Here is a 24,277-nt window from a genome sequence, read left to right as displayed (position 1 = left end):
CTTATTGAGCCACATCAGTCGCGCAAGGAAGATACCGCTTAGGCTGTGTGTTTTGACTTCGGGGTTGTACCGTCCATGCGCTATCGCGTTATTCTCCTTTTCCTGCTCGGGTTGCTACCCGCCCGATTGCTGTGGGCTGCGCCCGCGCAACAGGCATTTTCTGACTGGCAGGTAACGTGTAATAACCAAAATTTTTGCGTGGCGCGTAATACCGGAGAGCACCACGGCCTGGTCATGACCTTGAGCCGCAGCGCCGGGGCACATACCGACGCCGTGTTGCGTATTGAGCTGGGCGGGCTGGAATCGTCCAGCGTCAAAGAGAGCGATATTGCGCCGCGTCTGCTGTTGGATGGTGCGCCACTCTCGCTGAGCGGCGAGCACTGGCGCATAACTCCCTGGCAGCTGACGACTGATGATCCCGCCACCATCAGCGCATTTTTACAAACCGTACAGGACGCGAAGGCGATTACCCTGCAAAAAGGTGCGCAAAACCTTTCGCTGGTCGGGCTAAAAGCCGCATTGTTGTTTATCGACGCCCAGCAAAAACGGGTGGGGAGCGAAACCGCATGGATTGAAAAAGGTGACGAGCCTCCGCTCAGCGTACCTCCGGCCCCCGCGCTGAAAGGTGTAGCGGTCATTAATCCAACGCCAACGCCTCTCACACAGCAGGAGCGCAGTGAACTGCTGGACTATGGTAACTGGCGGATCAACGGTATTCGTTGCTCTATCGATCCGCTGCGTCGCGAGATGCGCGTCACGGCCCTAACGGATGATAAAGCGCTGCTGATGATTGGCTGTGAGGCCGGGGCGTATAACACCATCGATCTGGCGTGGGTGGTTTCACGTACGACTCCGTTGACTTCACGCGCGGTACGGTTAAGCCTGCCGTTTAAAACGGATGCAGAAAGTCGCGATATGGAGCTGACCAACGCTACGTTTGACGAGAAGTCGCGGGAGCTGGTCACCCTCGCTAAAGGACGAGGGTTGGCAGATTGCGGTATCCAGACCCGCTGGCGCTACGACGGTCAACGTTTTCGCCTGGTGCGCTATGCCCAGGAGCCAAGCTGCGATAACTGGCATGGGCCAGATGCCTGGCCCACACTGTGGATCACGCGTTAAGCACCTTGTGCGCTTTGTCGACGATGTTATCTACCGTAAAGCCGAAGAACGGGAACAGTTTGTCCGCTGGAGCCGACTCTCCATAACCCGTCATCCCAACAATTGCCCCTTTCAGCCCGACATATTTGTACCAGTAGTCAGCAATTCCTGCTTCTACCGCCACGCGAGCGCTGACGTTTGCTGGCAGGACCGATTCCCGGTACGCCTCATCCTGGGCGTCGAAGATATCGGTTGAGGGCAGAGAAACCACTCGCACGTTACGACCTTCTCCGGTCAGTTTTTCCGCTGCCAGCAGCGTGATTTCCATTTCTGAACCGGTAGCAATCAAAATAACATCCGGCTTACCGCCGCCATCCTTCAGCACATAGCCGCCGCGGGCAATTTGCTGCACCTGCTCTGGCGTGCGCTCAACCTGTGCCAGATTCTGCCGCGAGAGGATCAGCGCCGTTGGCCCGTCATGACGTTCGACTGCCAGCTTCCAGCCTACTGCCGCTTCAACCTGATCGCACGGTCGCCAGGTACTGAAATTAGGCGTCAGGCGCAGGCTGGCGAGCTGTTCAACGGCCTGGTGCGTAGGACCATCTTCCCCCAGACCAATTGAATCGTGGGTATAAACCATGATTTGTCGGGCTTTCATCAGCGCCGCCATACGCGCGGCATTTCGGGCATATTCGACAAACATCAGGAACGTAGCGGTGTACGGTACGAAGCCCCCGTGATGGGCGATACCGTTGGCAATCGCCGTCATACCAAATTCACGCACGCCGTAGTGGATGTAGTTTCCTGCATGATCCTCTTTAAGAGAGGAGGAGCCTTTCCAGATGGTCAGGTTGCTGGGGGCCAAATCCGCCGATCCGCCAAGCAGCTCTGGCAGTATAGGCCCGTAGGCGTTAAGGGTATTTTGCGAGGCCTTACGGGTGGCGATTTTGGCCGGATTTGCCTGCAGCTCGGTAATATATTTCTGGGTTGTTGCCTCCCACTCTTTCGGCAGCCCACCGCTCATCCGGCGAGAAAACTCTGCCGCCAGTTCCGGGTAGGCTTGTTGGTAAGCTGCGAATTTCTCCTTCCAGCCCTGTTGCGCTTTTTCGCCTTTCTCGCGTGCGTCCCACGCCCGGTAAATCTCTTTGGGGATCTCAAAAGCAGGATGATGCCACCCCAGCTTCTGCCGGGTCAGTGCCACCTCTTCTTCGCCCAGCGCAGCGCCGTGCGCTTCCTCTTTCCCTGCTTTATTTGGTGAGCCAAAACCAATCACCGTGCGGCAGATAATCAGCGATGGTTTATCGGTAACAGCCTGCGCTTCCTGAATGGCTTTTTTCACCGCCTCTGGGTCATGACCGTCAATGTCGTGTACCACATGCCAGTGATAAGCCTCAAAGCGTTTTGCAGTATCGTCGGTAAACCAGCCGTCGGTTTCACCATCAATCGAGATGCCGTTGTGATCGTAGAAGCCAATGAGTTTGCCAAGCCCCAGCGTGCCCGCCAGCGAACAAGCCTCGTGTGAAATACCCTCCATCAGACAGCCGTCGCCCATAAAGACCCAGGTAAAGTGGTTAACAATCTCATGGTCCGGCTGGTTAAACTGCGCTGCCAGCGTACGCTCGGCAATGGCCATGCCGACGGCGTTGGCTAAACCCTGACCCAGCGGTCCTGTCGTGGTTTCCACGCCCGGCGTGTAGCCAATTTCCGGGTGCCCTGGCGTCTTCGAATGGAGCTGACGGAAGTTCTTTAATTCTTCGATCGGCAGGTCGTAACCGGAAAGATGCAACAGGCTGTAAAGCAGCATTGAGGCGTGGCCGTTGGACAGAATAAACCGGTCACGATCGTACCAGGTGGGGTCGGTCGGGTTATGGCGTAGAAAATCGTTCCACAGAACTTCGGCGATATCGGCCATCCCCATTGGTGCTCCAGGGTGGCCGGAGTTAGCTTTTTGGACGGCATCCATACTTAGCGCACGAATGGCATTGGCAAGCTCTTTACGGGTCATAGGAAATACTCCTTGAAAAGTAAAGTGTTAGATGCGTGTTGTGATTCACACTTTTGGGAAAATTGCGGGCGTTGTCAGCAAAAAGCATAGCAGACAGGCATGGTATTGCTGGATTAAGCAGGTAACATGGTTGTTATAAATTGATAACAAATTCTTTCTTTGAATGGTGAGAGTTTGGGGACCTTCAAAGTTTGTACCGTTGACTGAGGTGATAATGTGCGGCTCAGTAGAATGGTTACCCGCGCCACTTTTTTGATAGATACGTGAAAGGAACAACAAGATGGATGACCAGTTAAAACAAAGCGCCCTCGATTTCCACGAATTTCCGGTACCCGGTAAAATCCAGGTTTCTCCGACCAAGCCTCTGGCAACGCAGCGCGACCTGGCGCTGGCCTACTCGCCGGGCGTGGCTGCACCGTGTCTTGAAATTGAAAAGGACCCGCTGGCAGCCTACAAATACACCGCGCGCGGCAACCTGGTTGCGGTTATTTCCAACGGCACAGCGGTGCTGGGTCTCGGCAACATTGGCGCGTTGGCCGGCAAACCGGTGATGGAAGGTAAAGGCGTTCTGTTTAAGAAATTCGCCGGGATCGACGTGTTCGACATTGAAGTCGATGAACTCGATCCGGATAAGTTTATCAATGTGGTTGCGGCCCTGGAGCCCACGTTTGGCGGTATCAACCTCGAAGATATTAAAGCGCCAGAGTGCTTCTACATTGAGCAAAAACTGCGCGAGCGCATGAATATTCCGGTCTTCCACGATGATCAGCACGGTACGGCAATCATCAGTACTGCCGCTATTCTGAACGGTCTGCGGGTGGTTGAGAAAAATATCTCTGACGTGCGCATGGTGGTGTCTGGTGCAGGTGCGGCGGCGATTGCCTGTATGAACCTGCTGGTAGCGCTGGGTATGCAGAAACACAATATTGTGGTCTGTGACTCCAAAGGTGTGATTTACAAAGACCGCGAACCGAACATGGCGGAAACCAAAGCGGCTTACGCGGTGGTGGATGACGGTAAGCGTACGCTGGATGATGTCATTGACGGCGCAGATATTTTCCTCGGCTGCTCGGGCCCGAAAGTGCTGACGCAGGAAATGGTTAAGAAGATGGCGCGTGCGCCAATGATTCTGGCACTCGCCAACCCGGAGCCGGAAATCCTGCCGCCGCTGGCAAAAGAGGTGCGTTCCGACGCCATCATCTGTACCGGTCGTTCAGACTACCCGAACCAGGTTAACAACGTCCTGTGCTTCCCGTTCATCTTCCGCGGTGCGCTGGACGTTGGTGCGACGGCCATCAACGAAGAGATGAAACTGGCGGCGGTGCACGCCATTGCTGAGCTGGCGCATGCCGAGCAGAGTGAAGTGGTGGCCTCTGCTTATGGCGATCAGGACCTGAGCTTCGGCCCGGAATACATCATTCCGAAACCGTTCGACCCGCGTCTGATCGTCAAAATCGCCCCTGCTGTGGCGAAAGCGGCGATGGACTCCGGCGTGGCAACGCGTCCGATTGCCGACTTTGACGCTTACATCGATAAGCTGACTGAATTCGTCTACAAAACCAACCTGTTCATGAAGCCGATTTTCTCCCTGGCACGCAAAGCGCCGAAGCGCGTGGTGCTGACCGAAGGGGAAGAAGCGCGCGTACTGCACGCTACCCAGGAGTTGATCACGTTAGGGCTGGCAAAACCGATCCTGATCGGTCGTCCAAGCGTTATTGAAATGCGCATCCAGAAACTGGGTCTGCAGATCAAAGCGGGCGTCGATTTTGAAATCGTCAACAATGAGTCCGATCCGCGCTTTAAAGAGTACTGGAGCGAGTACTACCAGATTATGAAGCGTCGTGGGATTACCCAGGAGCAGGCGCAGCGTGCGGTGATCGCCAACACTACGGTGATCGGCGCAATCATGGTACAGCGCGGCGAAGCGGATGCGATGATCTGCGGTACGATTGGCGACTACCATGAGCACTTCAGCGTGGTGAAAGAGGTATTTGGTCATCGCGACGGCGTGCATACTGCCGGGGCGATGAACGCCTTGCTGCTGCCAAGCGGTAACACCTTTATCGCCGATACCTACGTCAACGACGATCCTACGCCTGAGCAACTGGCGGAAATCGCCGTGATGGCGGCAGAGACCGTGCGTCGCTTTGGTATCGAACCGAAGGTGGCGTTGCTGTCGCACTCCAACTTTGGTTCCTCTAACTGTCCGTCGGCCAGCAAAATGCGCGACGCGCTGGAGCTGATTAAGGCGCGCGCGCCAGAGTTGATGATTGACGGCGAAATGCACGGCGACGCCGCGCTGGTGGAAAGCATCCGTAATGACCGCATGCCGGACAGTCCGTTGAAAGGCTCAGCGAATATTCTGGTGATGCCGAATATGGAAGCTGCCCGTATTAGTTACAACTTACTACGCGTTTCCAGTTCTGAAGGCGTAACGGTTGGCCCGGTGCTGATGGGAGTTGCGAAACCGGTTCACGTATTAACGCCGATCGCCTCTGTTCGTCGTATCGTTAATATGGTGGCGCTGGCGGTTGTAGAAGCCCAAACGCAGCCGCTGTAATTTCACTTTAATTTATTTCCGGCGCGGGTTTCTCCCGCGCCTTTTTATTTTCCCTTTCTTAGTGATCTACTTCACCTTTTAAACCTGGTTGCCGAATTTTGTTATTTACTCTGACAAAAAATTGCCACGATGAGGGCAGTTTTAGCGGAGGCGGTGAGCAATGGAAAAAGAACGCATTATTCAGGAATTTGTGCCGGGGAAACAGGTCACGCTGGCGCATCTCATTGCGCACCCCGGCGAGGAATTAGCGAAAAAGATCGGCGTACCCGAAGCGGGCGCTATCGGCATAATGACGCTGACGCCAGGCGAAACCGCGATGATTGCAGGTGACTTAGCCATGAAGGCGGCGGATGTACATATCGGTTTTCTCGATAGATTCAGCGGCGCACTGGTGATCTACGGTTCGGTAGGCGCAGTAGAAGAAGCGTTATTACAGACGGTAAGTGGTCTGGGTCGATTATTAAATTTCACTTTGTGCAACCTGACAAAAAGTTAATCAGAGGCGGCGATGAAACGTATTGCATTTGTCGGTACGGTGGGGGCGGGGAAAACAACGCTCTTTAATGCGCTACAGGGGAATTATTCCCTCGCCAGAAAAACACAGGCCGTGGAGTTTAATGAAAATGGCGATATCGATACGCCAGGGGAATATTTTAGCCATCCGCGCTGGTATCACGCCTTAATTACCACGCTGCAGGATGTCGATACGTTGATTTATATACACGCGGCAAATGATAAAGAAAGTCGCTTACCTGCCGGGCTGTTGGATATCGGCGCCAGTAAACGACAAATCGCCGTTATCAGTAAAACGGACATGCCGGATGCCGACGTCGCCGCAACGCGACAACTACTTCGCGGGATGGGGTTTCAGGAGCCGATTTTTGAGCTCAATAGCCATGACCCGCGCAGCGTGCAGCACCTGGTGGATTATCTGACTGAGCTCAGCCAAAAGGAGGAAAGGGCAGGTGAAAAAACTCATCACAGCTAACGATATTCGTGCGGCCCACGCACGCGGCGAACAGGAAATGTCGGTTGTTCTGCGCGCCAGCATCATCACCCCGGAGGCGCGCGAAGTTGCGGAGCTGCTGGGCGTTACCATCAGTGAATGCGATGAATCCGCGCCAACTGCTGCTGTACCGGCGGCGGTTGATGATGGCAAAACGGAAAGCCAGCGCATTCGCGAAACCATCATTGCGCAGTTACCGGAAGGGCAGTTTACCGAAAGCCTGGTCGCCCAGCTGATGGACAAAGTTATGAAGGAGAAGCAGTCGCTGGAGCAGGGCGGAATGCAGCCGAGTTTTAGCTCGGTAACCGGCAAAGGCGGCGTCAAAGTCATCGACGGCAGCAGCGTGAAGTTTGGTCGTTTTGACGGCGCGCAGCCGCACTGCGTGGGCTTAACCGATCTGGTGACCGACCAGGACGGTAGCAGCATGGCCGCCGGGTTCATGCAGTGGGATAACGCTTTTTTCCCATGGACGCTGAACTACGACGAAATCGACATGATTCTGGAAGGTGAGCTGCACGTTCGCCACGAAGGCGAAACCATGATTGCAAAAGCCGGGGACGTCATGTTTATCCCGAAAGGTTCCAGCATCGAATTTGGTACGCCATCGACGGTGAAGTTTCTGTATGTGGCCTGGCCTGCGAACTGGCAGTCCTGCTAAGGCGGATGTATGAAGGATTTCATTACCGAAGCATGGCTCAGAGCGAATCATACGCTCAGCGAAGGGGCTGAAATTCATCTCCCCGCTGACGCTCGCCTGACGCCGTCTGCCCGGGAATTACTGGAAAGCCGACATCTGCGTATTAAGTTTATCGACGAGCAGGGCAGCCTGTTTATTGATGACGAAGAACAGCAGCCGCAGCCGGTGCATGGGTTAACCAGCAGTGATACGCATCCACAGGCCAGCTGCGAACTGTGCCATCAACCGGTGGCGAAGAAACCGGACACCCTGACGCATCTGACGGCGGACAAGATGGTCGCCAAAAGCGATCCGCGTCTGGGATTTCGCGCCGCGCTGGACAGCACCATCGCCCTGGCTGTGTGGTTGCAGATTGAGATGGCAGAAACGTGGCAGCCGTGGCTGGCGGATATCCGCTCGCGCCTGGGCAATATTATGCGCGCTGACGCCATGGATGAGCCGCTGGCAGCACAAGCTGTCGTGGGTTTAAGCGACGAAGATTTACACCGTCTTTCGCATCAACCGCTGCGCTATCTGGACCACGACCATCTGGTGCCTGAAGCCAGCCACGGACGTGATTGCGCGCTGCTTAATCTGCTGCGTACCAAAGTCCGTGAAACGGAGACGGTGGCGGCCCAGGTGTTCATCACTCGCAGTTTTGAGGTTATGCGACCGGACATTATGCAGGCGCTCAACCGCCTTTCCAGTACGGTCTACGTGATGATGATTCTGAGCGTTGCGAAGCATCCGCTGACGGTTAACCAAATTCAACAGCGACTGGGGGAGAAGCAATGATCATTGAACGTGCTCGTCAACTCGCCCAACGCTCACCGGCACGGGTGGTGTTCCCGGATGCGCTGGATGTCCGGGTGCTGAAGGCGGCGAATTACCTGCATCAGCACGGTCTGGCACATCCAATTCTCGTCGCCAGTCCGTTTGCGCTGCGCCAGTTTGCCCTCAGCCACCGGGTGGCAATGGATGGCATTCAGGTTATCGATCCGCAAAGCAATCAGCCAATGCGCGAAGAGTTTGCGCTGCGCTGGCTGGCCCGCGCGGGAGATAAAACGCCTGCGGATGCGCTGGAAAAACTCAACGATCCGCTGATGTTCGCCGCTGCAATGGTTAGCGCGGGTAAAGCTGACGTCTGTATTGCGGGCAATCTCTCATCAACAGCGAACGTGCTGCGTGCCGGATTACGCATTATCGGGCTACAGCCTGGCTGTAAAACGCTGTCGTCAATTTTCCTGATGCTGCCGCAGTACCTTGGTCCGTCATTAGGTTTTGCCGATTGCAGCGTCGTGCCGCAGCCCACCGCTGCACAGTTGGCGGATATTGCGATTGCCAGCGCGCAGACATGGCAGGCGATCACTGGTGAAGAGCCGCGCGTGGCTATGCTGTCGTTTTCAAGTAATGGCAGTGCTCGCCACCCTAACGTCGCTAACGTGCAGCAGGCGACCGAGATCGTTCGTGAGCGTGCCCCGCAGCTTACCGTGGACGGAGAACTGCAATTTGATGCCGCCTTTGTTCCGGATGTCGCAGCGCAAAAAGCGCCCACCAGTCCGTTAAAGGGCAATGCCAATGTGATGGTCTTCCCATCGCTCGAGGCAGGCAATATTGGCTACAAAATCGCTCAGCGTCTGGGAGGGTATCGTGCAGTAGGTCCGTTGATTCAAGGGCTTGCCGCACCGCTTCATGATCTCTCTCGTGGCTGTAGCGTACAGGAAATTATCGAACTGGCGTTGGTGGCAGCAGTGCCGCGCCAGACTGACGTGAGTCGTGAAAACGCCTCACAAACACTGGTTGTTTAGGTCCCGTTCTGGACCCCTTAATGAGAGGAAAACACAATGGAAGCATTAGGAATGATTGAAACCCGGGGCCTGGTTGCACTGATTGAGGCTTCTGACGCAATGGTTAAAGCGGCACGGGTGAAACTGGTTGGCGTGAAGCAGATCGGTGGCGGTCTGGTCACTGCCATGGTCCGTGGCGACGTAGCGGCATGTAAAGCTGCAACGGACGCAGGTGCTGCGGCTGCACAGCGTATTGGCGAGCTGGTTTCAGTACACGTGATCCCACGTCCGCACGGCGATCTGGAAGAAGTGTTCCCGATCAGCTTTAAAGGCGACAGCAACGACATGTAAGTCGTCCATGTGACGCCACAGACTTCATTGCTGGCGTCACCCTCTCTCCTTTTCACATTACCTTCTGCGGAGGGTAGGGGGAGGTTTTACCTGAAATATGCCACGGAGGCGCGTATGAAACTGGCAATCGTTACAGGACAAATTGTTTGTACCGTACGCCATCAGGGGCTCGCGCACGACAAGTTGCTGATGGTGGAAATGATTGACGCCCAGGGAAATCCCGACGGGCAATGTGCTGTTGCTATCGATAGCATCGGGGCGGGAACCGGAGAGTGGGTGCTGCTGGTCAGCGGAAGCTCCGCCCGTCAGGCGCACCGGAATGAATCATCGCCTGTCGATCTGTGCGTGATTGGCATTGTCGATGAAGTGGTGGCAGGTGGTCAGGTGATCTTCCATAAATAAGGCAGAAAATCATGAATCAACAGGATATTGAACAGGTCGTGAAAGCGGTACTGCTGAAAATGAAAGACAGCAGCCAACCCGTCAGTGCCGTTCAAGAAATGGGCGTTTTTGCCTCCCTGGATGACGCAGTGGCGGCAGCAAAACTAGCCCAGCAGGGGTTGAAAAGCGTCGCCATGCGCCAACTGGCTATCACGGCCCTACGTGAGGCGGGCGAAAAGCACGCCAGAGAATTAGCGGAACTTGCCGTCACTGAAACCGGCATGGGACGCGTCGAAGATAAATTTGCCAAAAACGTGGCGCAGGCGCGCGGCACGCCGGGTGTGGAATGCCTGTCTCCACAGGTTCTGACCGGCGATAACGGTCTGACGCTGATTGAAAACGCACCGTGGGGCGTGGTGGCCTCGGTAACCCCATCCACCAACCCGGCCGCGACCGTCATTAACAACGCTATCAGCCTGATTGCCGCTGGTAACAGCGTGGTCTTCGCACCGCATCCGGCGGCGAAAAAAGTCTCTCAGCGCGCTATCACTCTGCTTAACCAGGCGGTGGTTGCCGCAGGCGGTCCGGCAAACCTGTTGGTGACGGTTGCCAACCCGGATATCGAGACTGCGCAGCGTCTGTTCAAGTACCCAGGTATCGGCCTGCTGGTGGTGACCGGTGGTGAAGCCGTGGTGGACGCCGCGCGTAAGCACACCAACAAACGTCTGATTGCCGCTGGTGCGGGTAATCCGCCAGTGGTGGTTGATGAAACGGCTGACCTGGCACGCGCGGCGCAGTCGATAGTCAAAGGTGCATCGTTTGACAACAACATCATCTGCGCCGATGAAAAAGTGCTGATCGTGGTCGATAGCGTCGCTGATGAACTGATGCGTCTGATGGAAAGCCAGCATGCGGTGAAACTGACCGCGGCTCAGGCCGAACAGCTGCAGCCGGTGCTGCTGAAAAATATCGATGAGCGCGGTAAAGGCACAGTCAGTCGTGACTGGGTCGGGCGCGATGCCGGAAAAATCGCTGCGGCGATTGATCTGAACGTACCGGAGCAAACCCGTCTGTTATTCGTCGAAACCTCCGCGACGCATCCGTTTGCCGTTACCGAACTGATGATGCCGGTGCTGCCGGTCGTGCGGGTTGCCAACGTCGATGAAGCCATTGAACTGGCGGTCAAGCTGGAAGGCGGCTGCCACCATACGGCGGCGATGCACTCACGCAATATCGAAAATATGAACCGTATGGCAAACGCCATTGATACCAGCATCTTCGTTAAGAACGGACCGTGCATTGCCGGTCTTGGACTGGGCGGTGAAGGCTGGACCACGATGACTATTACCACACCAACCGGGGAAGGGGTGACCAGTGCGCGTACGTTTGTGCGTCTGCGTCGCTGTGTGTTGGTAGACGCCTTCAGAATTGTATAAGGAGTAAATGAGATGGCGCACGACGAACAACGTTGGTTGACACCCAGACTGCTAAAAGCGGCAACGCTATGTAACCAGACGCCCGCAAAGAGCGATTCACCGCTGTGGTTGGGCATTGATTTGGGAACGTGTGATGTGGTGTCGATGGTTGTGGACAGTGATGGACAGCCGGTCGCGGTTTGCCTGGACTGGGCCGATGTCGTGCGCGATGGCATCGTCTGGGATTTCTTTGGTGCGGTGACCATCGTTCGTCGCCATCTCGATACGCTCGAACAACAACTGGGTTGCCGTTTTACCCATGCGGCAACCTCGTTTCCACCGGGAACTGACCCACGCATCTCTATTAACGTGCTGGAGTCTGCCGGGCTTGAAGTGAGCCATGTCCTCGACGAACCAACCGCGGTGGCGGATCTGTTGCAGCTTGATAACGCCGGCGTGGTGGATATTGGTGGTGGCACTACCGGGATTGCGATTGTTAAACAGGGCAAAGTGACTTACTCCGCTGATGAAGCGACTGGCGGGCACCATATCTCTCTGACGCTGGCCGGGAACCGTCGTATCCAGTTGGAAGAAGCCGAGCAGTACAAGCGCAGCAATGGCAAAGAAATCTGGCCGGTGGTGAAGCCTGTCTACGAAAAGATGGCGGAAATCGTGGCGCACCATATTGCCGGACAGGATGTCGCTGATTTGTGGCTGGCGGGTGGCTCCTGTATGCAGCCAGGCGTTGATGAACTGTTCCGTAAGCGTTTCCCGGAACTGCAGGTGCATTTACCCCAGCACAGCCTGTTTATGACTCCGCTGGCGATTGCAAACAGCGGAAAAGAAAAAGCGGAAGGAATCTATGCAAGCTGAATTGCAGACCGCGCTCTTTCAGGCATTCGATACCCTGAATCTGCAACGCGTAAAAACGTTTAGCGTTCCCCCGGTTACGTTATGTGGACTGGGAGCGCTTAGTACCTGCGGACAGGAAGCACAAACGCGCGGACTGACGCATATGTTCGTCATGGTTGACAGCTTTCTGCATCAGGCGGGGATGACCGCCGCACTGGAGCGCAGCCTGGCGATGAAAGGTGTGGCAATGACGCTGTGGCCATGTCCGGTAGGTGAACCGTGCATTACGGACGTCTGCGCGGCAGTCGCGCAACTGCGTGAATCAAAGTGCGACGGTGTCGTGGCTTTCGGCGGCGGTTCCGTGCTGGATGCCGCCAAGGCAGTGGCGTTGCTGGTGACCAATCCTACCCAGACGCTGGCTGACATGGACGAGCGTAGCGTGTTACGCCCGCGTCTGCCGCTGATTGCCGTACCGACTACCGCCGGAACGGGCTCAGAAACCACGAACGTCACGGTGATTATCGACGCCGCGACCGGACTCAAAAAAGTACTGGCCCACGCAACCCTGATGCCGGATGTGGCGATCCTTGACGCCGCATTGACGGAAGGTGTGCCTGCGCACGTAACGGCGATGACCGGGATTGATGCACTGACGCACGCCGTTGAAGCGTATAGCGCCCTGAACGCGACGCCGTTTACCGACAGCCTGGCGATTGGTGCGATAGCGATGATCGGTAAATCGCTGCCGAAGGCCGTCGGCTACGGTCAGGATCTGGCGGCGCGCGAAAGCATGCTGCTGGCTTCCTGTATGGCCGGGATGGCGTTTTCCAGCGCTGGGCTTGGCCTGTGCCATGCGATGGCGCACCAGCCGGGGGCGACGTTGCACATTCCACACGGACAGGCTAACGCCATGCTGCTTCCCACGGTAATGGGGTTCAACCGCATGGTGTGTCGTGAGCGCTTTAGCCATATCGGACGCGCGTTAACCAACAAGAAATCGGACGATCGTGATGCTATCAACGCGGTCAGCGAGTTGATTAGCGAAGTGGGCCAGACCAAACGACTCTCTGACGTTGGGGCAAAGCCCGAGCAGTACAGCGCATGGGCTCACGCCGCGCTGGAGGATATTTGTATTCGCAGTAACCCACGCACCGCCACGCAGGCACAGATCATCGACCTGTACGCGGCTGCCGGGTAATGCCTGTAGGCCGGATAAGGTGCTCGCACCACCATCCGGTAATAACACGGCGTTAATGCCGGAGGCGACGTAAACGTCTTATCCGGCCTACAAATCACAAATGACAGGGAGTAGGGGCTATGGGAATTAACGAAATCATCATGTACATCATGATGTTCTTTATGCTGATTGCCGCCGTGGACAGGATCCTGTCGCAGTTCGGCGGTTCGGCGCGCTTCCTCGGTAAGTTCGGTAAGAGTATTGAGGGATCGGGCGGCCAGTTTGAAGAAGGTTTTATGGCGATGGGCGCGCTGGGTCTGGCGATGGTCGGTATGACCGCGCTGGCACCGGTTCTGGCGCATGTGCTCGGGCCAGTAATTATTCCGCTGTATGAAATGCTGGGCGCGAACCCGTCGATGTTTGCCGGAACGCTGCTGGCGTGCGATATGGGCGGCTTCTTCCTGGCGAAAGAACTGGCGGGCGGCGACGTTGCGGCGTGGCTGTACTCTGGCCTGATCCTCGGGGCGATGATGGGGCCGACGCTGGTCTTCTCCATTCCGGTTGCGCTGGGGATTATTGAACCGTCTGACCGTCGTTATCTGGCGCTGGGCGTGCTGGCGGGTATTGTCACCATTCCGATTGGTTGTATTGCGGGCGGTTTGATTGCGATGTACTCCGGCGTCGAAATCAACGGACAGCCGGTGGAGTTCACCTTCGCGCTGATCCTTATGAATATGATCCCGGTGCTGATCGTGGCTGTGCTGGTGGCGCTGGGACTGAAATTCATCCCGGAAAAAATGATCAACGGCTTCCAGATCTTCGCGAAATTCCTGGTGGCGCTGATCACCATCGGCCTGGCAGCAGCGGTGGTCAAATTCCTGCTCGGCTGGGAGCTGATCCCAGGTCTTGATCCTATCTTCATGGCTCCGGGCGACAAGCCGGGTGAAGTGATGCGCGCCATCGAAGTTATCGGTTCTATTTCCTGCGTACTGCTCGGTGCGTACCCAATGGTACTGCTGCTAACCCGCTGGTTTGAAAAACCGCTGATGAGCGTCGGTAACCTGTTAAAAATCAATAATATTGCGGCTGCCGGTATGGTTGCGACGCTGGCGAACAACATCCCAATGTTCGGCATGATGAAGAATATGGATACCCGCGGCAAAGTGATCAACTGCGCCTTCGCGGTCTCCGCGGCCTTTGCACTGGGTGACCACTTAGGCTTCGCCGCTGCCAACATGAACGCGATGATCTTCCCGATGATTGTCGGCAAGTTGATTGGCGGCGTGACGGCGATTGGTGTGGCTATGCTGTTGGTACCGAAAGATGAAGATGTGCCAGCAGAAGTAGAAACCAACCCGGAGGCGCAATCGTGAATACTCGCCAGCTACTGAGCGTCGGTATCGATATCGGCACCACTACCACTCAGGTGATTTTCTCGCGCCTTGAGTTAGTCAACCGTGCGGCAGTGTCGCAGGTGCCGCGCTACGAATTCATCAAACGCGAAATTAGCTGGCAAAGCCCGGTGTTCTTTACCCCCGTTGATAAGCAGGGCGGGTTGAAAGAGGCCGAACTTAAGGCGCTGATCCTCGCCCAGTATCAGGCGGCGGGTATTGCACCTGAGACTGTCGATTCCGGCGCGATCATCATCACCGGAGAAAGTGCCAAAACCCGTAATGCGCGTCCGGCGGTGATGGCGCTCTCTCAGTCGCTGGGGGATTTTGTGGTGGCCAGCGCCGGACCGCATCTGGAATCGGTGATTGCCGGTCACGGTGCGGGGGCACAAACCCTGTCCGAGCAGAAGTTGTGCCGCGTACTGAATATCGACATCGGTGGCGGTACGTCGAACTACGTTCTGTTTGATGCTGGAAAGGTCAGCGGTTCGGCTTGCCTCAACGTCGGCGGGCGACTGCTGGAAACGGACGGCCAGGGGCGAGTAGTACATGCGCATCAGCCGGGGCAGATGGTTGTTGATGACGTATTTGGTCCGGGCACCGACGCCCGAACCCTCAATGCGGCGCAGCTTGTTCAGGTAGCCCGACGGATGGCGGCGCTCATTGTGGAGGTGATTGACGGCACGTTATCACCGCTGGCGCAGGCGCTGATGCAAACCGGCCTGTTACCGGCGGGCGTGAAACCGGAAGTGATTACGTTGTCCGGCGGGGTGGGCGAGTGCTACCGCAACCAACCAGCCGATCCGTTCTGTTTTTCCGACATTGGCCCGCTGTTAGCAACGGCACTGCATGAACATCCGCGCCTGCGTGAGATGAACGTGCAGTTCCCGGCGCAAACCGTGCGCGCCACGGTGATTGGCGCCGGTGCGCATACGCTGTCGCTTTCGGGCAGCACCATCTGGCTGGAAGGCGTGGCGCTTCCGCTGCGCAATCTGCCGGTGGCGATTCCGGTTGATGAGGCTGATTTGGTGGCCGCCTGGCAACAGGCGCTAATGCAGCTCGATCTGGACCCGCAAACGGACGCCTACGTGCTGGCGCTGCCCGGTTCGCTGCCGGTGCGCTATGCCGCGCTGTTAACGGTGATTGATGCGCTGCTGGCCTTTGTCGCGCGCTATCCGAATCCGCATCCCCTGCTGGTGGTAGCCGAGCAGGATTTTGGTAAGGCCCTGGGCATGCTGTTACGCCCACAGTTACAGCAACACCCGCTGGCAGTCATCGATGAGGTGGTTGTCCGGGCGGGGGACTATATCGACATTGGTACGCCTCTTTTTGGCGGATCGGTTGTGCCGGTGACGGTGAAATCACTCGCATTTCCTTCCTGAGGGAACGACTTATGAAACTAAAGACCACATTGTTCGGCAATGTTTATCAGTTTAAGGATGTTAAAGAGGTGCTGGCAAAAGCCAACGAACTGCGTTCGGGGGATGTGCTGGCAGGAGTGGCCGCAACCAGTTCGCAGGAGCGCGTGGCGGCCAAGCAGGTACTGTCGGAAATGACGGTGGCGGATATCCGCAATAACCCGGTGATTTCCTATGAAGAGGACTGTGTTACTCGTCTGATTCAGGATGACGTCAACGAGACGGCCTATAACCGTATCAAAAACTGGAGTATCAGCGAGCTGCGCGAGTACGTGCTGAGCGATGAAACCTCCGTTGATGACATTGCGTTTACGCGCAAAGGGTTAACGTCGGAAGTGGTCGCTGCGGTAGCAAAAATCTGCTCTAACGCGGACCTGATCTACGGCGGTAAGAAAATGCCGGTGATCAAAAAGGCCAATACCACCATCGGTCTGCCGGGCACCTTCAGCTGCCGTTTGCAGCCGAACGACACCCGTGATGACGTGCAGAGTATTGCCGCACAAATCTACGAAGGGCTGTCCTTCGGGGCGGGCGATGCGGTGATCGGCGTAAACCCGGTAACGGATGACGTGGAAAACTTAAGCCGCGTACTGGATACCGTGTACGGCGTTATCGACAAATTCAACATCCCGACCCAGGGCTGCGTACTGGCACACGTGACTACCCAGATCGAAGCGATTCGTCGCGGCGCGCCGGGCGGGCTGATTTTCCAGAGTATCTGCGGTAGCGAAAAAGGCTTAAAAGAGTTTGGCGTTGAGCTGGCCATGCTGGATGAAGCGCGCGCAGTGGGCGCTGAGTTCAACCGTATCGCCGGGGAAAACTGCCTGTACTTCGAAACCGGGCAAGGGTCTGCACTTTCCGCGGGCGCGAACTTCGGCGCCGATCAGGTGACGATGGAAGCGCGTAACTACGGGCTGGCACGCCACTATGATCCGTTCCTGGTGAACACCGTGGTGGGCTTTATCGGGCCGGAGTATCTCTACAACGACCGTCAGATTATTCGCGCGGGTCTGGAAGATCACTTTATGGGCAAGCTGAGCGGCATCTCAATGGGCTGCGACTGCTGCTACACCAACCATGCTGATGCTGACCAGAACCTTAACGAAAACCTGATGATTCTGCTCGCCACCGCTGGCTGCAACTACATCATGGGCATGCCGCTCGGTGACGACATCATGCTCAACTATCAGACCACCGCCTTCCATGACACCGCGACCGTGCGTCAGCTGCTGAACCTGCGTCCGTCGCCGGAGTTTGAACGCTGGCTGGAAACCATGGGCATTATGGCAAACGGTCGCCTGACCAAACGGGCGGGCGATCCGTCACTGTTCTTCTGATGACGCGGGGATGACACACGATGGATCAAAAACAGATTGAAGAAATTGTACGCAGCGTAATGGCGTCAATGGGTGAGTCTCAACCGCAGGCTCAAGAACCGTCAGCACCAGCAAAATGCAGCACCACGCAGTGCGCCGCGCCGACCGGTGAAAGCTGCGCGATGGACTTAGGCTCAGCCGAAGCCAAAGCATGGATTGGCGTTGAGAATCCGCACCGTGCAGAGGTGTTGACTGAACTTCGTCGTAGCACCGCTGCGCGTGTATGTACCGGTCGTGCCGGTCCTCGTCCGCGTACCCAGGCGCTGCTGCGTTTCCTGGCTGACCACTCGCGTTCGAAAGATACGGTATTGAAAGAAGTGCCGGAAGAGTGGGTAAAAGCCCAGGGGCTGCTGGAAGTGCGCTCGGAAATCAGCGACAAAAACCTGTATCTGACGCGTCCGGATATGGGGCGTCGTCTGAGTGCGGAAGCCATTGAAGCACTGAAATCACAGTGTGTAATGAATCCGGATGTGCAGGTGATTATTTCTGATGGCCTGTCTACCGACGCGATTACCGCTAACTATGAAGAGATCCTGCCGCCGCTGTTGTCGGGCTTAAAACAGGCCGGATTGAAGGTCGGGACGCCGTTCTTTGTTCGCTATGGGCGCGTGAAAATCGAAGATCAGATCGGCGAACTGCTGGGTGCAAAAGCGGTGATCCTGCTGGTTGGTGAACGTCCGGGCCTCGGCCAGTCGGAAAGTCTTTCTTGCTATGCCGTCTATTCGCCGCGTGTGGCGACCACCGTTGAGGCTGATCGTACCTGTATCTCGAACATTCACCAGGGCGGTACGCCACCGGTTGAAGCGGCGGCGGTGATTGTGGATTTGGCCAAGCGCATGCTGGAGCAAAAAGCATCCGGCATCAATATGACCCGTTAAGGAGGCATCATGCCAGCATTAGATTTAATTAGACCCTCAGTCACCGCAATGCGTGTGATTGCCTCGGTAAATGACGGTTTTGCCCGCGAACTTAAATTACCGCCACATATACGTAGCCTCGGACTCATCACAGCAGATTCTGATGACGTGGCGTATATTGCCGCAGACGAAGCGACAAAACAGGCAATGGTCGAAGTGGTTTATGGCCGCTCGCTGTATGCCGGTGCGGCGCACAGTCCCTCTCCAACATCGGGCGAAGTGCTGATTATGCTCGGTGGACCAAACCCGGCCGAAGTTCGCGCGGGTCTGGACGCGATGGTGGCCAATATTGAAAGCGGTGCGGCATTCCAGTGGGCGAATGACGCAGAAGATACCGCCTTCCTGGCGCATGTGGTTTCGCGTACCGGTTCGTATCTCTCCGCAACCGCGGGATGCCGACTGGGCGATCCGATGGCGTATCTGGTAGCACCGCAGCTGGAAGCGACATTTGGTATTGATGCCGCGCTGAAATCTGCCGATGTACAACTGGTGACCTATGTACCACCGCCGTCAGAAACTAACTATTCAGCCGCGTTTTTGACCGGTAGCCAGGCCGCTTGTAAAGCCGCATGTAACGCCTTTGCTGATGCCGTTCTGGATATTGCCCGTAATCCAATCCAGCGCGCATAAGAGAGGTAGTGATGATCAATGCACTGGGATTACTGGAAGTGGATGGCATGGTGGCTGCCGTGGACGCGGCCGATGCCATGCTGAAAGCCGCGAACGTGCGTCTGCTTAGCCACGAAGTGCTCGATCCTGGTCGGCTGACGCTGGTGGTGGAAGGCGATCTGGCGGCATGCCGCGCAGCGCTGGATGCTGGCAGTGCAGCCGCAGCGCGTACGGGCCGTGTTATCAGCCGTAAGGAAATAGGCCGGCCGGACGATGACACCCAGTGGCTGATCGGCGGTTTTAAACGCCAGCCGAAGAAACCTGAACAGAAGCCAGAAGCGAAAACAGAAGTGAAACCAGAGAAGACACAGGACGCCCCAGTGACGTCTGAATCCTCTGCCCAACTTCTGACGCTGTTAGCATCGGTCCGTCAAGGAATGACGGCAGGGGAAGTGGCGGCCCACTTTGGCTGGTCACTTGATGAAGCCAGAAATGCGCTGGAACAGCTCTTTTCTGATGGAGCGTTGCGTAAACGCAGTAGTCGCTACCGCTTAAAAAATTAACCTGTCGGAGGGCCGGGGGCTTCGTTGAAGCTTCCGGCTTAAAAGATCATGAAAAAGAACCGTACTGCAAACTTGCACCATCTTTATCATGAAGTATTACCCGAAGACGTTAAACTGACGCCGAAAGTGGAAGTGGACAACGTTCACCAACGGCGAACAACGGATGTGTATGAGCACGCGCTGACGATTACCGCCTGGCAGCAGATCTACGACCAGCTGCATCCGGGAAAATTTCATGGCGAGTTCACGGAAATCCTGCTCGATGATATTCAGGTGTTCCGTGAATACACCGGACTGGCGCTGCGTCAGTCGTGCCTTGTCTGGCCAAACTCATTTTGGTTTGGCATTCCGGCCACGCGCGGCGAGCAGGGATTTATTGGTACCCAGTGTTTGGGTAGCGCTGAAATTGCCACCCGCCCAGGCGGGACGGAGTTTGAACTGAGTACGCCGGATGATTACACCATTTTGGGTGTCGTCATTTCGGAAGAGGCCATTGCTCGTCAGGCCAACTTCCTGCATAACCCGGAAAGGGTGCTACATATGCTGCGCAATCAGTCGGCGCTGGAAGTTAAAGAACAACACAAAGCCGCGCTATGGGGCTTTGTGCAGCAGGCGCTGGCGACGTTTAGTGAGAATCCTGAAAACCTTCACCAACCCGCGGTGCGTAAAGTGTTAGGGGATAACCTGCTGCTGGCGATGGGCACCATGCTGGAAGAAGCGCAGCCGATTATGACTGCGGAGAGCATCAGCCATCAGAGCTATCGTCGCTTGCTGTCACGTGCGCGCGAATATGTGCTGGAAAATATGTCAGAGCCGCTGACCGTGCTCGACTTATGCAATCAGCTGCACGTTAGCCGCCGGACGTTGCAAAACGCCTTTCACGCGATCCTCGGTATTGGCCCGAATGCCTGGTTGAAACGTATTCGCCTGAACGCCGTGCGCCGTGAGTTGATAAGCCCATGGTCGCAGAGTGCGACGGTGAAAGACGCCGCCATGCAGTGGGGATTCTGGCATTTAGGGCAGTTTGCCACCGACTACCAGCAGCTGTTTGCGGAGAAACCGTCGTTGACGCTGCATCAGCGTATGCGCCAGTGGGCATGATGAGATTATTGTGCCGGATGCGACGCTAACGCGTCTTATCCGGCCTACGGGTTTGCCGTTGTTGTAGGCCTGATAAGCGTAGCGCCATCAGGCAATTACACCCAGTCGCGGACCTGAATAAACTCGCTAAGGGCAGCTTCCGGGCTGTTCGCTTCCGGCTGCCAGTCATACTCCCAGCGTACCAGCGGTGGCATCGACATCAGAATCGACTCCGTGCGCCCGCCGGTTTGCAAACCGAACAACGTGCCGCGATCCCACACCAGATTAAATTCCACATAGCGCCCACGACGATAAAGCTGGAAATTACGCTCGCGCTCGCCCCAGCTCATCATTTTGCGGCGTTCGACGATGGGCAGATACGCCTCGGTGTATCCTTGACCTGCCGCCTGCATAAAAGCGAAGCAGTGGTCGAAATCAGGGGTATTCAAATCATCGAAAAACAGCCCGCCAATGCCGCGCTGCTCGTTGCGGTGCTTGAGGAAGAAGTAGTCATCGCACCACTTTTTGTAACGTGGATAAACGTCATCGCCAAACGGCTGGCACAGGTCCCGCGCCGTGCGATGCCAGTGAACCGCATCCTCATCAAAGCCGTAGAAGGGCGTTAAGTCAAAGCCGCCGCCAAACCACCACACGGGATCGGCCCCCGGTTTTTCCGCGATAAAAAAACGTACGTTGGCATGGCTGGTTGGAATGTAGGGATTCTGCGGATGCACTACCAGCGAGACGCCCATGGCTTCAAAACTGCGCCCGGCAAGCTCCGGGCGATGTGCGGTAGCCGAGGCCGGCATTGCATCGCCGTGGACGTGGGAGAAGTTGACGCCTGCTTGCTCGAAAATACCGCCGTTACGCAACACCCGACTGCGCCCGCCGCCGCCCGCTTCGCGTTGCCAGTTATCCTCAACAAATTCGCTGCCGTCTACGGTGGATAACTGCTGACAAATTTCATCCTGCAGGCTGAGCAGGAACTGTTTTACGCGCTGTGCATCGGGCTTCATGGTTAACGTTTCTTCGAGTGTGCTTTCTGGTTATCAAACCAGTGGAAATAGCTGATGATGCCATTGGCGATAGCGGTGGCGATTTTCTGACGAAACGCCGCCGTACCCAGCAATCGTTCTTCTTCCGGGTTGGTGATGAACGAGGTTTCGACCAGGACCGACGGAATCGAAGGTGATTTTAGCACCACGAAGGCGGCCTGTTCCGTGCTGCGACTGTGCAGACGGTGTACCGGCTTGATCTTCTTAAGAATATGCGAGCCTAACGTCAGGCTGTTTTTTATGGTGTCAGTTTGCACCAGATCGAACAGCACCTGCTGCAACAAATGATCTTTATCAGTGGCTTTCTTTCCGGCGACTTCATCGGCCCGGTTTTCACGATCGGACAGATATTTCGCCATGGCGCTACTGGCACCGCGATTGGATAAGGCAAAGACCGAAGCACCCGCAGCGCTCGGATTGGTAAAACCGTCGGCGTGGATCGACATGAACAGATCGGCACCATGTTTGTGGGCGATCTCGACGCGATCGTAGAGCGGAATAAACGTATCGCCGGAGCGGGTCAGGCGTGCATCAATCCCTTGGTTACGTAGGATCGAGCGCACGTTTTTGGCAATAGCCAACACAACGTGCTTTTCTTTCGAGCCGTTGCGACCAATTGCGCCGGTATCAATCCCTCCGTGCCCCGGATCAAGGACAACAACGCGCTTAGCACCGGATTTTTTCGCTTTCGGTTTGCTGTGTCCATTGCTGGTCTTTAGCGCTTCTTCTTTAGCGATGGCTTGTGACATGCCTGACAGCGTCAGGGCGGCCAGCCCGGCTTTCAGCACCTGGCGGCGCGATGTGAGTGTTTTTAGTGGTTTAAAAGTGCTCATACGGCCTGAGTTGTAAAAAAAGGTTCTAAACGTTATATCGTATCGCGTAGTCCGTTGCGACGGATCGAGATAAGAATTGTTTTACTTTTCATTTCAATACGTGACAATTCCGTATTATGCCATTTTTTCCGCCGCTTCGCGTCAGATATTGGCTAAATCAGCCGTTCGCGCCATAATCGCTTTTTAACGTCCTGAAAAGGTACCCAATACCATGGAAATACGCGTTTTTCGCCAGGAAGATTTCGAAGAGGTGATCACCCTCTGGGAGCGTTGTGATTTGCTGCGTCCATGGAACGACCCTGAAATGGACATCGAACGTAAAGTCAATCATGACGTCAGCTTGTTCCTCGTCGCTGAAGTGAACGGCGAGGTGGTCGGTACGGTGATGGGCGGATACGACGGGCATCGCGGTTCCGCCTATTACCTGGGCGTGCATCCTGAGTTTCGCGGACGCGGTATCGCCAATGCGCTGCTCAACCGGCTGGAGAAAAAGCTCATTGCCCGCGGTTGTCCGAAGATTCAAATCATGGTGCGTGACGATAACGACGTCGTACAGGGCATGTATGAACGTTTGGGCTATGAACATGCGGATGTACTCAATCTGGGCAAGCGTTTGATCGAAGATGAAGAGTACTGAGTTTCATCCGGCCGACTATGACGGTCATGGGCGTCTGCGCCTGCCTTTTCTCTTCTGGTGCGTACTGCTGTTGCAGGCACGCACCTGGGTATTGTTTGTGATTGCCGGTTCTTCCCGTGAGCAGGGCAACACCTTGCTGAATCTGTTTTATCCCGATCATGACGCATTCTGGCTGGGGTTGCTTCCCGGCGTTCCCGCCGTGTTGGCGTTTTTACTCAGCGGGCGACGCTTTGCGTTTCCGGTGCTCTGGCGCTGGCTGCGCGGATTATTGATTCTCGCTCAACTGGTGCTGCTGTGCTGGCAGCCGGTGATGTGGCTGGCAGGCGATCCGCTCAACGGCGTCGGGCTGGCGCTGCTGGTGGCGGATATCGTCGCGCTGATCTGGCTGTTAACCAATCAACGTCTGCGCGCCTGTTTTTCCCTTGAGAAAGAATAACGGCACTTTTTGGGGAAACCGGACTCCAAGCACCGTTGATAAATAAGGAAGGAAGTGAAATGAAATCACTGCGTTTGACTTTATGCGCGATGCCGCTGCTACTGGCCGGGTGTTCAACGTTGTCCTCGGTGAACTGGTCTGCCGCCAATCCGTGGAACTGGTTTGGTTCTTCAACGCAGGTCACAGAGCAGGGCGTCGGAGCGTTAACAGGCGCTACGCCGCTGGATGAAAAAGCCATTGCTGATGCGCTGGACGGCGATTACCGCCTGCGTAGCGGAATGAAGACCGATAACGGTAATGTGGTGCGCTTCTATGAAGCGATGAAAGACGACAAGCTGGCGATAGTCATCAACGGCAGCCAGGGAACCATCAGTCGTATTGATGTATTAGATCACGATATTTCGTCAGCCGCGGGTGTCGAAATCGGTACACCGTTTAGCGACCTTTACACTAAAGCTTTCGGTAATTGCCAAAAAGCAACCGGAGATGACAGCGCGGGCGTTGAGTGTAAAGCTGAAGGAAGTCAACATATTAGCTATATTTTTTCCGGTGAATGGAGCGGGCCTGAGGATATAATGCCGTCTGACGACACGCTGAAAGCGTGGAAAGTAAGCAAAATTATCTGGCGGCGTTAATTTGCGTCTGAACAAATCG

General features: G+C 55.9%; 25 protein-coding genes. 22 read left to right on the top strand and 3 right to left on the bottom strand.

Features of this window, described 5'->3' with window-relative positions; translation table 11 throughout:
- Nucleotides 1-75 precede the first annotated feature (75 nt).
- Entirely contained in the window at nt 76-1,119 is a 1,044-nt protein-coding gene (locus OGY13_RS19850) for a DUF1176 domain-containing protein (protein WP_008785425.1), read from the top strand.
- Here OGY13_RS19850 and tkt read toward each other — a convergent pair.
- The gene (tkt, locus tag OGY13_RS19845) at nt 1,109-3,103 is read right to left on the bottom strand and encodes a transketolase (protein ID WP_003835065.1); all 1,995 of its coding nucleotides are present in this window, start codon (nt 3,101-3,103) and stop codon (nt 1,109-1,111) included. The genes OGY13_RS19850 and tkt overlap by 11 nt on opposite strands.
- Nucleotides 3,104-3,383: 280 nt before the next feature.
- On the opposite strand from tkt, the gene maeB reads away from it, so the two are divergent.
- The 18 genes from maeB to eutR all read left to right on the top strand — a co-directional run bounded on the left by maeB (nt 3,384) and on the right by eutR (nt 20,683).
- Nucleotides 3,384-5,663 (top strand): NADP-dependent oxaloacetate-decarboxylating malate dehydrogenase, encoded by a 2,280-nt coding sequence (gene maeB, locus OGY13_RS19840; RefSeq protein WP_003835063.1) that lies wholly within the window; start codon nt 3,384-3,386, stop codon nt 5,661-5,663.
- A gap of 160 nt (nt 5,664-5,823) precedes the next feature.
- Complete coding sequence (eutS, locus tag OGY13_RS19835; protein WP_003037995.1) at nt 5,824-6,159, top strand: ethanolamine utilization microcompartment protein EutS; 336 nt, start codon at nt 5,824-5,826, stop codon at nt 6,157-6,159.
- 12 nt (nt 6,160-6,171) lie between these two features.
- On the top strand, nt 6,172-6,651 hold the full coding sequence (gene eutP / locus OGY13_RS19830; RefSeq protein ID WP_003037998.1) for an ethanolamine utilization acetate kinase EutP: 480 nt from the start codon (nt 6,172-6,174) through the stop codon (nt 6,649-6,651).
- Nucleotides 6,629-7,327 carry an ethanolamine utilization acetate kinase EutQ gene (eutQ, locus tag OGY13_RS19825; protein ID WP_103285614.1) on the top strand — a complete coding sequence of 233 codons (699 nt, stop codon included), beginning with the start codon at nt 6,629-6,631 and terminating at the stop codon, nt 7,325-7,327. Before eutP ends, eutQ begins: the two co-directional genes overlap by 23 nt.
- A 9-nt stretch (nt 7,328-7,336) precedes the next feature.
- The gene (gene eutT, locus OGY13_RS19820) at nt 7,337-8,140 is read left to right on the top strand and encodes an ethanolamine utilization cob(I)yrinic acid a,c-diamide adenosyltransferase EutT (RefSeq protein ID WP_213752110.1); all 804 of its coding nucleotides are present in this window, start codon (nt 7,337-7,339) and stop codon (nt 8,138-8,140) included.
- Entirely contained in the window at nt 8,137-9,153 is a 1,017-nt protein-coding gene (pta, locus tag OGY13_RS19815) for a phosphate acetyltransferase (protein ID WP_213752109.1), read from the top strand. Before eutT ends, pta begins: the two co-directional genes overlap by 4 nt.
- A gap of 36 nt (nt 9,154-9,189) precedes the next feature.
- On the top strand, nt 9,190-9,483 hold the full coding sequence (gene eutM, locus OGY13_RS19810; RefSeq protein WP_003835054.1) for an ethanolamine utilization microcompartment protein EutM: 294 nt from the start codon (nt 9,190-9,192) through the stop codon (nt 9,481-9,483).
- A gap of 114 nt (nt 9,484-9,597) precedes the next feature.
- On the top strand, nt 9,598-9,885 hold the full coding sequence (gene eutN / locus OGY13_RS19805; RefSeq protein WP_003038011.1) for an ethanolamine utilization microcompartment protein EutN: 288 nt from the start codon (nt 9,598-9,600) through the stop codon (nt 9,883-9,885).
- Between the two features lie 11 nt (nt 9,886-9,896).
- Nucleotides 9,897-11,300: an aldehyde dehydrogenase family protein gene (locus OGY13_RS19800; RefSeq protein ID WP_153687435.1), complete on the top strand. Its 1,404-nt coding sequence runs from the start codon at nt 9,897-9,899 to the stop codon at nt 11,298-11,300.
- Nucleotides 11,301-11,312: 12 nt separating this feature from the next.
- The gene (eutJ, locus tag OGY13_RS19795; RefSeq protein WP_048234757.1) at nt 11,313-12,152 is read left to right on the top strand and encodes an ethanolamine utilization protein EutJ; all 840 of its coding nucleotides are present in this window, start codon (nt 11,313-11,315) and stop codon (nt 12,150-12,152) included.
- Nucleotides 12,142-13,329, top strand: a complete 1,188-nt coding sequence (gene eutG, locus OGY13_RS19790) for an ethanolamine utilization ethanol dehydrogenase EutG (RefSeq protein WP_008785420.1) — start codon at nt 12,142-12,144, stop codon at nt 13,327-13,329. Before eutJ ends, eutG begins: the two co-directional genes overlap by 11 nt.
- 119 nt (nt 13,330-13,448) lie before the next feature.
- A complete protein-coding gene (gene eutH / locus OGY13_RS19785) occupies nt 13,449-14,681 on the top strand; it encodes an ethanolamine utilization protein EutH (protein WP_003835043.1) in 1,233 nt (410 codons plus the stop codon).
- Entirely contained in the window at nt 14,678-16,081 is a 1,404-nt protein-coding gene (gene eutA / locus OGY13_RS19780; RefSeq protein WP_048234758.1) for an ethanolamine ammonia-lyase reactivating factor EutA, read from the top strand. The genes eutH and eutA overlap by 4 nt, the downstream gene beginning before the upstream one ends.
- A gap of 11 nt (nt 16,082-16,092) precedes the next feature.
- Nucleotides 16,093-17,454: an ethanolamine ammonia-lyase subunit alpha gene (gene eutB / locus OGY13_RS19775; RefSeq protein ID WP_003038029.1), complete on the top strand. Its 1,362-nt coding sequence runs from the start codon at nt 16,093-16,095 to the stop codon at nt 17,452-17,454.
- A gap of 20 nt (nt 17,455-17,474) precedes the next feature.
- Nucleotides 17,475-18,371, top strand: a complete 897-nt coding sequence (eutC, locus tag OGY13_RS19770) for an ethanolamine ammonia-lyase subunit EutC (RefSeq protein ID WP_008785418.1) — start codon at nt 17,475-17,477, stop codon at nt 18,369-18,371.
- 9 nt (nt 18,372-18,380) lie between these two features.
- Nucleotides 18,381-19,040: an ethanolamine utilization microcompartment protein EutL gene (gene eutL / locus OGY13_RS19765; RefSeq protein ID WP_213752108.1), complete on the top strand. Its 660-nt coding sequence runs from the start codon at nt 18,381-18,383 to the stop codon at nt 19,038-19,040.
- An 11-nt stretch (nt 19,041-19,051) separates the two neighbouring features.
- Entirely contained in the window at nt 19,052-19,582 is a 531-nt protein-coding gene (gene eutK / locus OGY13_RS19760; protein ID WP_003835033.1) for an ethanolamine utilization microcompartment protein EutK, read from the top strand.
- Nucleotides 19,583-19,630: 48 nt separating this feature from the next.
- Entirely contained in the window at nt 19,631-20,683 is a 1,053-nt protein-coding gene (gene eutR / locus OGY13_RS19755) for an HTH-type transcriptional regulator EutR (RefSeq protein WP_003835032.1), read from the top strand.
- Nucleotides 20,684-20,778: 95 nt separating this feature from the next.
- Here eutR and hemF read toward each other — a convergent pair whose 3' ends face one another.
- On the bottom strand, nt 20,779-21,678 hold the full coding sequence (gene hemF, locus OGY13_RS19750) for an oxygen-dependent coproporphyrinogen oxidase (protein WP_213752107.1): 900 nt from the start codon (nt 21,676-21,678) through the stop codon (nt 20,779-20,781).
- 2 nt (nt 21,679-21,680) lie between these two features.
- A complete protein-coding gene (amiA, locus tag OGY13_RS19745) occupies nt 21,681-22,550 on the bottom strand; it encodes an N-acetylmuramoyl-L-alanine amidase AmiA (protein ID WP_003038046.1) in 870 nt (289 codons plus the stop codon).
- 211 nt (nt 22,551-22,761) lie between these two features.
- On the opposite strand from amiA, the gene OGY13_RS19740 reads away from it, so the two are divergent.
- From OGY13_RS19740 to OGY13_RS19730, 3 genes are read left to right on the top strand one after another with little or no spacing between them, the layout of a single operon-like run.
- Nucleotides 22,762-23,187 (top strand): GNAT family acetyltransferase, encoded by a 426-nt coding sequence (locus tag OGY13_RS19740; RefSeq protein ID WP_003038048.1) that lies wholly within the window; start codon nt 22,762-22,764, stop codon nt 23,185-23,187.
- Complete coding sequence (locus OGY13_RS19735; protein ID WP_008785415.1) at nt 23,174-23,623, top strand: DUF2919 domain-containing protein; 450 nt, start codon at nt 23,174-23,176, stop codon at nt 23,621-23,623. Before OGY13_RS19740 ends, OGY13_RS19735 begins: the two co-directional genes overlap by 14 nt.
- Before the next feature lie 59 nt (nt 23,624-23,682).
- Nucleotides 23,683-24,258: an RpoE-regulated lipoprotein gene (locus tag OGY13_RS19730; protein ID WP_048215807.1), complete on the top strand. Its 576-nt coding sequence runs from the start codon at nt 23,683-23,685 to the stop codon at nt 24,256-24,258.
- The last annotated feature ends 19 nt before the right edge of the window (nt 24,259-24,277 follow it).

Source organism: Citrobacter sp. Cpo045 (genome assembly GCF_030332875.1).
Taxonomy (GTDB): domain Bacteria; phylum Pseudomonadota; class Gammaproteobacteria; order Enterobacterales; family Enterobacteriaceae; genus Citrobacter; species Citrobacter portucalensis.
The sequence above is the reverse complement of the archived record's forward strand: the minus strand, read 5'-3'. Positions and strand labels throughout refer to the sequence as shown.

Coding starts and splice junctions, on each gene's coding strand:
- eutH (WP_003835043.1), top strand. CDS start 13,449: ATGGGAATTAACGAAATCATCATGTACATCATGATGTTCTTTATGCTG.
- OGY13_RS19735 (WP_008785415.1), top strand. CDS start 23,174: ATGAAGAGTACTGAGTTTCATCCGGCCGACTATGACGGTCATGGGCGT.
- eutL (WP_213752108.1), top strand. CDS start 18,381: ATGCCAGCATTAGATTTAATTAGACCCTCAGTCACCGCAATGCGTGTG.
- OGY13_RS19740 (WP_003038048.1), top strand. CDS start 22,762: ATGGAAATACGCGTTTTTCGCCAGGAAGATTTCGAAGAGGTGATCACC.
- eutT (WP_213752110.1), top strand. CDS start 7,337: ATGAAGGATTTCATTACCGAAGCATGGCTCAGAGCGAATCATACGCTC.
- tkt (WP_003835065.1), bottom strand. CDS start 3,103: ATGACCCGTAAAGAGCTTGCCAATGCCATTCGTGCGCTAAGTATGGAT.
- hemF (WP_213752107.1), bottom strand. CDS start 21,678: ATGAAGCCCGATGCACAGCGCGTAAAACAGTTCCTGCTCAGCCTGCAG.
- eutS (WP_003037995.1), top strand. CDS start 5,824: ATGGAAAAAGAACGCATTATTCAGGAATTTGTGCCGGGGAAACAGGTC.
- eutG (WP_008785420.1), top strand. CDS start 12,142: ATGCAAGCTGAATTGCAGACCGCGCTCTTTCAGGCATTCGATACCCTG.
- eutP (WP_003037998.1), top strand. CDS start 6,172: ATGAAACGTATTGCATTTGTCGGTACGGTGGGGGCGGGGAAAACAACG.
- maeB (WP_003835063.1), top strand. CDS start 3,384: ATGGATGACCAGTTAAAACAAAGCGCCCTCGATTTCCACGAATTTCCG.
- OGY13_RS19800 (WP_153687435.1), top strand. CDS start 9,897: ATGAATCAACAGGATATTGAACAGGTCGTGAAAGCGGTACTGCTGAAA.
- eutB (WP_003038029.1), top strand. CDS start 16,093: ATGAAACTAAAGACCACATTGTTCGGCAATGTTTATCAGTTTAAGGAT.
- eutC (WP_008785418.1), top strand. CDS start 17,475: ATGGATCAAAAACAGATTGAAGAAATTGTACGCAGCGTAATGGCGTCA.
- amiA (WP_003038046.1), bottom strand. CDS start 22,550: ATGAGCACTTTTAAACCACTAAAAACACTCACATCGCGCCGCCAGGTG.
- OGY13_RS19850 (WP_008785425.1), top strand. CDS start 76: ATGCGCTATCGCGTTATTCTCCTTTTCCTGCTCGGGTTGCTACCCGCC.
- eutJ (WP_048234757.1), top strand. CDS start 11,313: ATGGCGCACGACGAACAACGTTGGTTGACACCCAGACTGCTAAAAGCG.
- eutK (WP_003835033.1), top strand. CDS start 19,052: ATGATCAATGCACTGGGATTACTGGAAGTGGATGGCATGGTGGCTGCC.
- eutR (WP_003835032.1), top strand. CDS start 19,631: ATGAAAAAGAACCGTACTGCAAACTTGCACCATCTTTATCATGAAGTA.
- eutN (WP_003038011.1), top strand. CDS start 9,598: ATGAAACTGGCAATCGTTACAGGACAAATTGTTTGTACCGTACGCCAT.
- OGY13_RS19730 (WP_048215807.1), top strand. CDS start 23,683: ATGAAATCACTGCGTTTGACTTTATGCGCGATGCCGCTGCTACTGGCC.
- eutM (WP_003835054.1), top strand. CDS start 9,190: ATGGAAGCATTAGGAATGATTGAAACCCGGGGCCTGGTTGCACTGATT.
- pta (WP_213752109.1), top strand. CDS start 8,137: ATGATCATTGAACGTGCTCGTCAACTCGCCCAACGCTCACCGGCACGG.